Raw genomic sequence first — 13,034 nt, 5'->3', positions numbered from 1 at the left:
GCCGACTTTTCAAAAAACAGGCTAAAAAAAGAAGTAGTTAAGTTTAATAGCACAATGTCTTTTTTTAGGGAATAGTAATTAAGAGCTTATACATGAAATATAACCAACTGGGCAAATCTGATCTGCAGGTGAGTGAAGTAAGCTTCGGCTGCATGTCTTTGCGTGGATCACACGCTGAGAATGCAGTACTTCTACAGCAGGCGCTGGAGGCTGGTATCAACTTTTTTGATACTGCCGACCTGTATGATAAAGGCGAAAACGAAGTAACAGTAGGAAAAGCCTTCAAAAACAACAGAAACAAAATAGTACTGGCTACTAAAGTTGGGAACCAGTGGCGGCCATATGGAAGTGGCTGGGACTGGAACCCTACTAAAAAGTACATTTTAGAAGCAGTTGACAAAAGTTTGCAGCGTCTGCAAACAGATTATATTGATTTGTATCAGTTGCACGGTGGTACAATAGAGGATCCTATCGATGAGACCATTGAAGCATTCGAAATATTAAAAGAAGCTGGCAAGATCAGGTACTACGGCATTTCCTCCATCAGGCCTAATGTCATAAGAGAATATGTGCAGCGCTCTTCTATTGTCTCTGTTATGATGCAGTACAGTCTATTAGACCGTAGACCCGAAGAACAGATATTAGATGTTTTGGCACAAAATAACATAAGTGTTCTGGCTAGGGGAAGTATAGCACAAGGGCTGTTAGCCGGTAAACCAACTAAGGCTTATTTGTCCTTTTCTGAAGCAGAGGTTAAAAAGATGGTGAATGTGTTGGAAGAGGTGTCTGGTAATTTGTCTATAGATAATATGTCAGTTGCCATAAAGTATGTCCTTCAGCATCCGGCTGTGGCAACGGCTGTACTGGGTGTGCGTACACAGCAGCAACTAAACCATGCTATAAAAGCTGCTCACGAAGTTGAATTAGGCTCCGCTGCCCTTGAAAAATTAAAGCAGGTGCTTACTGGTCAGGTGTATGAACAGCACCGGTAACAGGTAACAAAGCAATGCCTGCTGGCCGCTTGTCACATGGATCAAGGATAAAACTTTATTTTAAGATATTATGAACTATAGAACTTTAGGTAAAACAGGATTCAACATTTCTGAAATAGCGCTAGGAACCTGGCAAGTGGGCGGGCGCTGGGGAGATCCTTTTAATAATGCGAATGCTGACAAAATCATCAATACAGCTATAGATGCCGGTGTCAATTTTATAGATACCGCCGATGTGTACAGCGATGGCCAAAGTGAAGCAGCGGTGGCTAGAGTGGTGAAGGCACGTAAAGAGGAGGTGTATATAGCTACTAAGTGTGGCCGACAAATACAGCCCCATACCGCCGTAGGCTATACACCGGAGCGGCTGACAAAATATGTAGAGGAAAGCCTTTCAAACATGCAGCTAGATACCATAGACCTGATTCAGCTGCATTGTCCCCCTACCGAAGTGTACCAAAGACCTGAAATTTTTGAGACCTTTGAAAGACTGAAGGAACAAGGCAAAATAAGAAACCTGGGGGTAAGTGTAGAGTTGGTAGAGGAGGGGCTTATGGCTATGCAATATTCCAATGTTGCTTCTATACAGGTTATTTTCAACATGTTCAGGCTAAAGCCAAGTGAACAGCTTTTCAGTAAGGCTAAGGAAAATAATGTTGGTTTAATTGCCAGGGTGCCTTTGGCCAGTGGCCTGCTAACGGGTAAAATGAATTTGGAAACAACCTTTAGCCCAGAAGACCACCGTACCTTCAATAGGCAGGGAGAGGCATTCGATAAAGGAGAAACATTTTCAGGAGTAGATTTTCAGTTAGGGCTTGAGGCGGTGGAAGAATTAAAGCGTCTTTTCCCCGGTCAAGAACCTTTGGCCGCCTGGGCTCTGCGTTGGATTTTGATGTTCCCTGAGGTGAGTACGGTTATTCCGGGTGCCTCACGGCCAGATCAGGTATTGTCAAACTTAGCTGTTGCTAACCTGCCAGCGTTAACTGCTGAACAAATGAAAGGGGTACAGCAAGTGTATGACAAGTTTATAAAACCAGAAGTACATTCACTATGGTAAGTAGTTTTTAGAATTTGCTTCTGACAGTGTTCCATGAGAAAACAAAAAGGGGGCTTCCCCCGAGGCCCCCTTTTTAAACAAACAAAAACAATAACAAAAAACCCTGTACCAGAGGTAACTGTGTCATAGTTGCCAGTAGGTGAAACAAAGGTCTTATCTTCTGTTCTATTATAAAATACCTAAAAATAGGTATTTATTGGTCTTTTCGATCAATAGCTAGTTCATAAGCTTACTTGTGGCAATGCCTTCTTAGCATTATCCCCTGCCTTTTGTAAATATCATGTGCTGCTTTTAGGCTATGGTAACACCAATATTTTTACTCCTCTTCTCTCTCGGGGTGTCTTAGCGTTCGTTCTCCGCAAATGAAAAATTTGTCATCAGAAAAAAGCTTTAAAAGAAGATATATTTCAAAATTAATATATAGTTAATATAAGATTATTTATATTAAATAATTTCTGTTGTTACATAGAATTTCTTTAAATGTTGAAACCCAAAAATATTGATTATTAAATCTTAGAATATATATAGCATCATTTAAAAGGTTTGGTTACATCTTAAGATATATTAAATATAAAGTCTAAAATTTTATAAGATTTATGATAAAGTAGCCTGTGTGTGCGCAAATACAAGCGTATGCTATAGAAATCATAAAGGCTCTGATCCTGAGAAAAAATTAAATAAAAACATATTTTGTTGCAAAAAGAAATAAACAAATAGAACTATAAAAAGGTTTTATATTTATTTTATAACATTAGGTGTGCTGTGTCGTAAATCCATAGCAAGATTAAATGCTATTACAATTCAGAGGGGATAAGCATAGAATCATATTTGGGGGATTTTTCACAGTACATAATAATGAAGTGGGTAGAGAAGTCAGTAATAAGAAAAATCGGGTGGAGTGCTTTTTTGGTATTACTCTTTCTTCTAATTCAAACTACAGAAAGTAAAGCGGCAATATGCTACAGCATTAAGAGTGGTAAATGGAGCGATCCTAGCGTCTGGAGTAATGGGAGGGTGCCTGGGAGTACAAACCGTGATGATGCGGTAATTACCTCCGGCACCACAGTTGTAGTAGATGTAAGAATTAACACTACACAAGGTAAAAGAAGTTTATACCCCATAGGTACCATTGTTGTACAAGAAAATGCCACTCTACTAGGTGATGGCACCGGATCTTCTCTTCTAAATTTTGGAACAGACCAAGGGGAAGATTTAATCAATAATGGTACAGTTGATTTCTCTGGTTCAAACAGAACTCATTTCAATGTTTATAAAAGCTCCAAATGGGGCGGAACCGGTCAGTTTTGGTTCAATGATTTTGAAATCACAAATGGTGCTAAACTAACCTTTACACAACCTGGTGAGAACGGTACTCCTGCAGATTTTACCCTTAACATAGCCGGTGATATTTTAATGAAGCAAGGTAGTATCACTGCCACGCCTACCGTTGCTTTCAACTTTATGGGAAGTAAACAACAGGTACTTCCAAGTGGAGGTGTGACTTTTCATGATTTGTACCTAAATAACCTAAAAGGTGTTTATTTGTCTCAAAACCTGAACAGATCTAACCTAAATGGCGACCTTCACATACAAAGCGGAATCTTATATACAGGTTCATATAGTTTAGAAGGAACCGGTACAAATAAAATAACAGTGGCTGCAGAGGCTACGTTGAATCTAGGGACCATCAATAACAACTATAATGGTTTCCCATTCCAATTTCAGGAGGTTTTGTTAGACCCTGCCAGTACGGTAGAGTATTCAGCAGATGGGCAGCAAACTATTTTTCCAACAACTTACGGTAACCTTGTAATTAGTGGCAGTCGTGCAGGGGCACCTGTTATTTTTCCTAATGCCGCCCAATACCAAAACTTAGATGTTAGTATCAAAATATTGGGTGCCTTTACTCCTGTTGCCTCTTTCACAAACGGGGGGTACAGGGTGGATGGTAGCTTGATTCATTTTACGGGCAATGCTGCACAAGCTATTCCAGCCTTTCAATATTTTAACCTTCAAGTTTCCGGAGACCGGGGAAATAACAATATTGTGTTTGACCCTGCAGGCACAGTTAGCATAGCCGGTGAATTCCTGCCCAGTGCTACTTTTTCTACTGGCAACTATATTACCTCCAACAACACCATTTTATACAATGGTGTGAACGCGCAAACGATTCAACCTTTTAATTATTTCAATTTAACTTCTAGTGGTAGTAGCCAAAGAACATTGTCTGATGCGGGCGTAATACAGGTGGCAGGTGCATTTTTACCTGGTACAAATCAGTACTCCGCCACGAACCATACCATTGAGTACAACGGCACCGCTCCTCAAAATCTAACTTTATTTCCATACCAAAACCTTATTATTTCAGGTGCCAGCACCAAAACTATCACAAATGGAAACCCAGTAGTCCAAAAAAGCTTAACGTTGGTAGATGGAAGAATTGTGACTGGAGCACAAAAGCTTGTTGTGGCAGAGGGGGCTACTATAGCCGGAGCTTCTGCCTCTAGTTACGTAAGTGGTACCTTGGAAAGATATTTTTCAACGGGCAGTTCTGTATCTCTTCGGTTTGAAATTGGAAACGCCACCACCTATTTACCAGTGGTGATTACTTTCCCGTCTATCACTTCGGGAGGTAGTTTAACAATCACTTATAAAGAAGGAGAACAGCCAAAAATTGTAGAATCATGCCTTGATGAGCAAAGAAGCCTCAACGCATATTGGACTATAGCCGCATCAGGCATTCAACCGTTACTCTACCATGCTGATTTTAGTTATGAACCAAGTTCTCTTGATGCGGGCACAGATCGAAATAAACTGAGTGCAGCTGTACTGAATGGCGGCTGGCAGTATACTACCGTTGAACCTGTGGGTGCCTCTGTTTTAAAAATACAAAATATATCAGGCGTCGGTGATGTAATGGTAGGCCAAGTGGCAATGCCTGTAGTGGTAGCCAGTCCTGAAAATATAGCGGTTGTGGTTGATCATAATACAACTTTCTCTGTCTCTGCACAGGGAAAGTTTCTTGCCTATCAATGGCAGGTAAATAGAGGCGAAGGCTGGGCAAATGTCACCGCCGACGGTATTTACTCAGGAATCAACACCCCAGCTCTTACACTTTCTAAGGTCACCGCTAACTTGGACTCCTATCGGTACCGACTGATTTTGTCAGGCGCATGCGGTCCTACTGATACCTCAGCGGTAGCACACCTACAGGTTAATACTTATCCGGTAATTGTTAATCAACCCACTAGTATTACTATTTGTCCTGGTGAAGCCTCTTTTACTGTGGAAGCTATAAGTGAAAACGTAACAGGCAAAGAGCTGGAGTACGCCTGGCAGTTAAGCACCGACGGCGGAAGTACTTGGGTGAACCTAACTGATAATAGCATATATACCCAAACAGCTACTCCTGCTCTTATTTTAGCTAGCAGTACGTATGGGATGAACACGAACCGTTACAGGTGCCTCGTGAAAGGCAGAGGAGGATTGGAAACACCCACCACAGTGGCTATTCTAACTGTACTTGAACCTCTGCAACTTGTTACGCAGCCGCTAAGCAATAAAGTATGTGAAAATACACCTGCTACTTTTAGTGTAGAGGGAAGAGGAGCGGGACTAACATACCAGTGGCAAGTGCTGGAAGAGGGAGTTTGGGCTGATGTACAGGACAACAGCACATTTGTAGGTGCCACCACTGCCCAACTTGGCCTATCAAGTGCTGTCCTTCATTTGAGCGGGAAACAATTCCGGTGTGTATTGCGTGGTACCTGCGCTCCCGTTGAGGTAATTTCTGAAGTAGTCTCTATAGAGGTGAATGGAACTGGCACCTGGGTAGCCTCCAATGGATCTTGGAGCAATGCCGACAACTGGTGTGGAGGTGTTCCAACGGTTCAAACAGATGTAAAAATTCCACTTGGTGAGCTGCAGGTGCCTGATAATGCTATATGCCGCAACATTGAAGTCAAAAACTCAGCTTCGGTAGTGCTTTCTCCCGGTGCTGTTTTAGACATCAATGGTGAATTAAATGCGGAAGGGAGTATAGTGGTGGGTAGTGGTAAGCTTGTTTTGAGAGGGCCAGCCACCCAAGCAGGAAAAAGTAATCTTGTTACAAACAGCAATTCTATACTAGAGCTGGCAGGCAGCTTTACTGATGTGGCCGTTCCATCTACCGTTCAACTTTTGAAACAACTAATTATCAATCATGCTTCTGATGTAAGCCTGGAAGCTGATTTACAAGTAGAGGAGGCCTTGACATTTATAAATGGAAAACTGCACCTGAACAATATTGATTTGACCCTCTCACCAATGGCTACTATTTCAGGAGCAGATTCAGTCAAGTACATCGTAACGCAAAGCAATTCTTTACAAGGAGGAGGGCTGGTGCGGCAAGTGTCTCCAAAAAATAGAGTACCTTCTTTGTTTCCAGTAGGAACCGCTTCTTCTTATGCACCGGCTAAGATATTGTTGGAGTCAGGGTCAGCCATTGATAACTTCAAAGTGAGGGTAATTGATGAGGTATTTATAGACGGCACTGAAGGGGAAAGCGGTACTGATGGGGTAGTGATGGAAGGTTTAACAGTAAATAAAACCTGGTTCATTGAAGAAGAGGTGCCTGGAGGCTCTTTGGCAACTGTAATGTTAAGCTGGTCTGCCAATGACGAAGGCGCCCGTTTCAGAAGAACAAATAGTGCAGTAGCGCATTTTACCAATGGCACTTGGGACTTTAATGCACCATTTGTAGAGGCCCTGCCAGATGGAAACTACTTTACCCAATCCCGAACCGTTACCTCTTTCTCACCTTTTACAGTGGTAGATAACGCAGTAACCAACGTAACCACGGTTAACGCTAAGCTTTTTCTGGCTGGTCCGTTCAATAGAAATACTGGTTCCATGAGAAACCAGTTGCGGGTAAAAGGTTTGATCCCATTGTCTCACCCATTTGCAGAGGCACCATTTAATTACTCAGGTTCTGAGCAAGTGAATTCAGCATTCTTTGCAGCCCACCCCGATGTAGTGGATTGGGTACTTCTTGAAATTCGTACGGGTACAGGCACAAATACCCTTCTAGTGAGAAAAGCCTGTTTCTTGAAAAGCGATGGGACATTACTAGACACAGACGGTTCAGCCGTAGCCTCCTTTAGAGGCGTGCCAAGCGGTTACTATTATTTGATGGTTTACCACAGAAACCACTTGCCAGCAATATCTGGAAACCCTGTCAACTTAACAGACAACTCAACCCTCTATGATTTTACAAAAGGTAGTAGCCAATATTTAGGCGGAGTAGCCCGGCATTTAGGGAATAACATCTATGGCCTACATGGCGGTGATGCTAACAGTGACGGATTGATTGATGATATAGATGTTGACATTTTTTGGTTGCGCGACAATGGACATTCAGGTTATCTGAATTCTGATTTCAATTTGGATGGAGAAACGGACAATGTGGATAGTTATATTATTTGGTGGCCCAGTTATAGCGCACAAGTAACTGGAATGTTTTAATCAACTTCCAAAATTTATGCTTTAACCAGTGTAGGCAGAAAAGCCTGTAGGGAATTCTATTCCCAAAGATTTTGCACCATTTAAGTTTTACCCCCCTATAAACAACCTAACTATGAAAAAAAATTACCAGTGCTTAATCTTAATTTTGTTATGTGCTTTTGCAAGTGTAGCACAAGCACAAACCGTTAATCTTCAATTTTCTACTGATGCTTCATCAGGCGTGATAGGTGATAATTTTGAAGTTTTCATGAACATATCTGGTTCTGAAGCTTACGAGCAGGGCGGTTTCAATATTCGCTTTACCTATGACAGTTCAGCTTTAGGGGCCCCAGTGTTAGCTGAAACGTACAACTTCAACAGTGCCCCTTACAGTGAAATTACACTTACCTATAGTGGAAGCAGGGTGAGTGTTAACGGAGCTATATCTATGGGAGCAACAGGGAGCCAAGTAGTAAAAGAGCCAGAATGGACCAAAGTTTTAAAGTTGCGTTTTAAGATTTTAGATCATGATAAAACCACCAAGCTTGAATTTTTGCCATCTTCTTCTGAGCAGACAGGGACTGTAGTAATGAACCAGAATACCAAAGAACAATTGGAAACCGGTAATTTATATAATTTAAATGCCCCACTAACCGATGCACCTTTGCCAGTATCTTTAGTACACTTTGCTGCTACTTGGCAACCAAATAATCAGGTACTATTAACCTGGACCACCGCAGCTGAAAAGAACAACAAAGAATTTCAAGTGCAACGGAGCCAGAACGGCAAAGACTTTGAAACAGTGGCAGTAGTGGCGGGAGCCGGTGATGCGGTAGTGGAGAACAATTATTCAGCCATTGATGCCCAACCGTTAGCGAACTACTCCTATTACAGGCTGAAACAGGTAGATTTTGGCGGAAAGTATGAATACTCAAAACTGGTTAGTGTTAAAATTGGGCAAGGGCTGAGTAAGCATCTGGTAAAGTTTGGGCCTAATCCGTTTCAGCAGGAAGCGAGCATTTCTTTCAATTCCCAACCTAATTCTTTGGTGCAGCTTACTCTAACTGATATAAATGGAAGAATCCTTCGTAAAGAAACTATCAAGGCAGAAAGAAGCTTTACCCAATACTCCTTACAGAGATTAGATGAACTGGCCCAAGGTGTTTATTTGGTGAAATTGTCTGGGCCAGGGATTGCATCTACTTTAAAAGTTGTAAAAGAATAAACATAAATAACCCTTAAAAAGAAGAGCTGCCTTTCTTAACTTGCAGGCAGCTCTTCTTTTCATTTCTAATGTACACGAGAGAACAGGCATCACAACTCAGGCAGGCTTTCTGGACTACTTTTGGGCAGTATATGGCACCCATTCCATCGGCAGAAGGACTAAAAATTAATTGGCCGAATTATAAGACTGGCCTCAAGCATGTGTATTTTAGAATGAAAGCCGAAAAGAAACAAGCTTCCATTGCCATAGAAATAACTCACCCAGACCCTGAGCTACAGGAAATGTTTTTTGAGCAGTTTCTGGAGCTTAGATCTTATTTGCATGACACTCTGGAAGAAGAGTGGGAGTGGGATTTACACACCACCAACGAGCATGGCGAAGTAATAAGCCGGATTTACAAAGAAATATCAAAAGTGAATGTGTTTAATAAAGAAGACTGGCCTGCTCTTATTACCTTTTTCAAACCCAGAATTATAGCCTTAGATGAATTTTGGAGTAATGCACAGTATAGCTTTGACAGTCTTAGGTAGACATTACAAGAAGTAACATTAGCCTGCATTTTGCAAAGCTGCTTGCCATTGTTTCTTAGATAGTTTTGATTTTATAAGGGTGTAAGAAGACCATAGCATCTTTTCAATTTCAATAGAAGTCAGGGGGTGCCCCTTTTTTGCCATCACCCATTTGTAGCGGGCAAGGTAAGGTGCTGGTACTATGTTAGTAAGTTCCACCAGACGATCAAATTCAGCATCTGTTACTTTGAAGGAGAAAGAAAAAGGTGGTTCCAAACTGGCTACACAAAACATCTTTCCGCCAACAGAAAAGCAGAGGTCATTATCCCATTTTACGTCTTCGGTTACGGCTGGCATAGAAAGACACAATGCCCTCAATTCTTCAATATTCATATCATTTGTAAGATAAAGACCAAATTTATGAAAGGTCATTAACTCTCTTACCACAGTTGCTGCAAAAGTTAGCAGTAAGGTTAAGCTTCTGTCCGCATTGGTTGCAGTTGAATGATTCACTATCAACATAGTTATGGGCGCCTGCAGTCTTAGACAATTCTACTGTGACTATGCCCGTGGGTACCGCTATGATGGCATAGCCCATTAACATAACAATGGAAGAAATGATTTGGCCAGAAGGAGTCTGAGGGGTAATGTCTCCATAACCAACAGTGGTAATAGTAACAATAGTCCAGTAAATGCTAAGGGGAATGCTAGTGAATCCGTTTTCTGGCCCCTCAACCACATATATAACTGTGCCTACTATCAATACCAAACTTAATACTGCCAGTATAAAAACGGTTATTTTATGAAAACTAGCTTGTAATGCCAACTTTAGCGCCTGGGCATTTTGAATGAAATGGGTGAGTTTTAATATTCTGAAAATACGGAGCAATCTCACTATTCTAACGGTCATGAGGTAATGTAACCCCGGAATAAAAAAAGTTAGGTAAGTGGGCAGTATGGAGAGTAGATCTATCAAACCATAGAAGCTGGTTATGTATCTGAGGGGCCTGGGGTGGGAATAGATTCGGAGAAAATATTCTATGGTAAAGCAAATGGTTAAGATCCACTCTAAAACTAAAAAATAAAAGAGGAAATGAGTGCGGTAATTGGGCACGCTTTCCAGACAAACGACTAGTATAGACAGAAGAATAAATCCGATCAGGGCTACGTCAAAGGTTTTACCGGCTAAAGTGTCGGTGCCGTAGATAATATGGTATATTTTACTCTTGATCTTACTGTTGTTCATAGGTTTTGTGCAAGAGACAAAGTTTTTATTCACTAGGCTATTTACGCTTGCAAACGCTCCTGACACGCCAATATACAATTATGAGAGAAGTATAGCAGATTCTAGTCATCTAGATCTTGCAACTTAACAGAGAAGTGAGAATTTGTAAGTTGTATTTTGCTAAGTTTGATTCAAGTGTATTTTTACTTTAAACAAGAAATATTTAAAACTTTTTAAAAAAATTAATTATTTAATTGAATAATCAGTAGTCTCTACTTAAGTTTATAGGACTAAAGAAGCTTAGCAGAAGAAAGAGCTTCTTTGGTAAAAAGGCTGTAATCAGAAAGTTATATTTCTTTTTACTCTTTATTTATATGGCAAGCTACCGGGCCTAACCTTAAAACGTAACATGAAACACAAACTTTTACTCCTCCTTTTCTTTCTGGCTCTTCAAACCTTTAGCGCAAATAGTCAAGAACTATACAACCGCGAGTTTAGAGGTGTTTGGATAGCCACAGTTGGTAACATGGACTGGCCCTCACCTGGCGCTACCGCAGAAAGCCAAAAAACAGCCCTTCGTACTCAACTAGACAAAATTAAAGAAGCTAATTTAAACGTTGTTTTTTTTCAGGTAAGGCCAGAGGCTGATGCTCTTTACCGCTCTACGAAAGAACCGTGGTCTAGATTTTTAACTGGAAAGCAGGGGCAGGATCCTGGGTACGATCCTCTTGCCTTCGCCATTGAGGAAGCTCACAAAAGAGGATTAGAGCTGCATGCATGGTTTAATCCGTACCGGGTGAACTATTCTACTTCATCAACTATAGAGTATGATCCTATGCACGTGATTCACTCTAAACCAGATTGGCTATTAGATGTAAATGGGAAAAAAATTCTCAACCCTGGCTTACCTGCCGTACGGGATTATGTGACCAGCGTAGTAATGGAGGTTGTAAATAATTATAATGTAGATGGAGTGCATTTTGATGATTACTTCTACCAGTATCCGCCAGACCAAATCACCAACCAAGACGCCTCTACATACCAGCAATATGGCGGCGGCATGACTTTAGCCAACTGGCGCAGAAACAACGTCAACCAATTGATGAAGCAAATCAACGATGCCATAAATGGCAGTAAGCCTGAAGTTAGGTTTGGGATTAGCCCATTCGGTTTATGGAAAAACGGGGTTCCCAGCGGTACCTCAGGTATGGATGCCTATAACGTAATTTACGCTGACCCTGTTAACTGGCTCGAGAACAGATATGTTGATTATTTAACACCGCAGCTTTACTGGAGAATTGGAGGGGGCCAAGACTTCCGAAAATTGATTGACTGGTGGTCTACTCAAGCTTTCCAAAATGACAGGCATTTATATTCAGGCCACATTCTCAATAGTACCTTCTCAAATGAGGAGTTGCCTAACCAGATATTGATTACGCGTGAACAGCAATACAGAAGTAAAAACTCTTTAGGTAGTGTGTTTTTTAGATCTTCTTTGTTAGCAAATAACGAGCTTAATCTGTTTGAAAACCTGAAAAACAACCTGTACCGTTATCCGGCTGTACCGCCATTGATGGAATGGAAACCAGGAGAGGCGCCTGCTGCCCCTTCTAATATAACTTCATCTAAAAATGAGCAGGCTGGACAATACGTAATAACCTGGACCCGAAACCCAGCCAATACACATGAGTTTAAGCGGTACGTGGTGTATGCGCTTAACTCTGCAACTGCCCCCACTTCTGTAGATGCACTACCTGAAGGCTCGGTTCGTGCCATAGTGGCAACAGAGGAGGCTGCGCTACCGGCTTTTGATCTTCCTTCTGGAAATAATTATTTTGTAGTAGCCGAGCTTAGCCCTACTAACAGATTAAGTGGCTTGAGCGATGTAGTTACTATCAACAAGACAGAAGTTGGCCCAAGTGCACCAATTGTTACCGCACCTGCTACGCAACAAACTAGTACTTCTGAATCCAGCATCCGCTTCAGATGGATTACGAATGAAGTTGTACAGGGGTATCATTACCAATGGTCTACCAGCCCAACTTTTGCAACTGTTGTAGACGAAAACAGTTCTATGTCTTCGGCCACCCTTTCTAGATTATTCTTCAATTTGAATCCAGGTCTTACCTATTATTTCCGGATCAGATCGAGAAATTCTTTTAGCTGGAGCGACTGGTCTTCTGTTTATTCTGTAAACGTATGGCCAACAGGTATCTCTGACCTGGTGCAGGAAGATCAGATCAAAGTTTACCCTAACCCTACTAGCGGACCAATCAACATTGACTTGCACCTTAAAAAAGCAGCTACTGTAAGAGCTGAACTTTTCTCAATGGACGGGCAAAACAAACTGAAAACGGTGAGCAAAAAATTCGGACAAGGTGATCAGACCATCCGGATGAGCAGAGGCCGTTTATCAGCTGGGGTATACGTTCTAAAACTAGTTATCAACGGAGAGCTGAGCGTACACCGCGTGGTGCTCCTGTAGTAACACACTATATATGATTATTAGCCCCGTTTCCGGTGTGTTTTCTAAAAAACACGCCGG

General features: G+C 41.5%; 8 protein-coding genes. 6 read left to right on the top strand and 2 right to left on the bottom strand.

Annotation, left to right across the window (positions count from 1 at the left end; genetic code table 11):
* The first annotated feature begins 92 nt into the window (after positions 1 to 92).
* The 5 genes from A8O23_RS02315 (at position 93) to A8O23_RS02295 (ending at position 9,285) form a co-directional block, all read left to right on the top strand.
* Entirely contained in the window at positions 93 to 992 is a 900-nt protein-coding gene (locus tag A8O23_RS02315) for an aldo/keto reductase (protein ID WP_066616043.1), read from the top strand.
* 70 nt (positions 993 to 1,062) lie between these two features.
* Complete coding sequence (locus A8O23_RS02310; protein WP_066616041.1) at positions 1,063 to 2,049, top strand: aldo/keto reductase; 987 nt, start codon at positions 1,063 to 1,065, stop codon at positions 2,047 to 2,049.
* 855 nt (positions 2,050 to 2,904) lie between these two features.
* Entirely contained in the window at positions 2,905 to 7,551 is a 4,647-nt protein-coding gene (locus A8O23_RS02305) for a hypothetical protein (protein ID WP_066616039.1), read from the top strand.
* A gap of 112 nt (positions 7,552 to 7,663) precedes the next feature.
* Positions 7,664 to 8,755 carry a T9SS type A sorting domain-containing protein gene (locus tag A8O23_RS02300; RefSeq protein WP_066616037.1) on the top strand — a complete coding sequence of 364 codons (1,092 nt, stop codon included), beginning with the start codon at positions 7,664 to 7,666 and terminating at the stop codon, positions 8,753 to 8,755.
* 68 nt (positions 8,756 to 8,823) lie between these two features.
* A complete protein-coding gene (locus A8O23_RS02295; RefSeq protein WP_066616035.1) occupies positions 8,824 to 9,285 on the top strand; it encodes a DUF4268 domain-containing protein in 462 nt (153 codons plus the stop codon).
* Between the two features lie 18 nt (positions 9,286 to 9,303).
* On the opposite strand, the gene A8O23_RS02290 is transcribed toward A8O23_RS02295, so the two are convergent.
* Entirely contained in the window at positions 9,304 to 9,657 is a 354-nt protein-coding gene (locus A8O23_RS02290; protein WP_082882898.1) for an MmcQ/YjbR family DNA-binding protein, read from the bottom strand.
* 25 nt (positions 9,658 to 9,682) lie between these two features.
* A complete protein-coding gene (locus A8O23_RS02285) occupies positions 9,683 to 10,510 on the bottom strand; it encodes an ion transporter (RefSeq protein ID WP_066616031.1) in 828 nt (275 codons plus the stop codon).
* A gap of 388 nt (positions 10,511 to 10,898) precedes the next feature.
* On the opposite strand from A8O23_RS02285, the gene A8O23_RS02280 reads away from it, so the two are divergent.
* Positions 10,899 to 12,974, top strand: a complete 2,076-nt coding sequence (locus A8O23_RS02280) for a family 10 glycosylhydrolase (RefSeq protein ID WP_066616030.1) — start codon at positions 10,899 to 10,901, stop codon at positions 12,972 to 12,974.
* Positions 12,975 to 13,034: the final 60 nt, after the last annotated feature.

The sequence above is a fragment of the Rufibacter roseus genome, from assembly GCF_001647285.1.
Lineage (GTDB): Bacteria > Bacteroidota > Bacteroidia > Cytophagales > Hymenobacteraceae > Nibribacter > Nibribacter roseus.
This window is presented reverse-complemented; position numbering and strand designations above follow the sequence as displayed.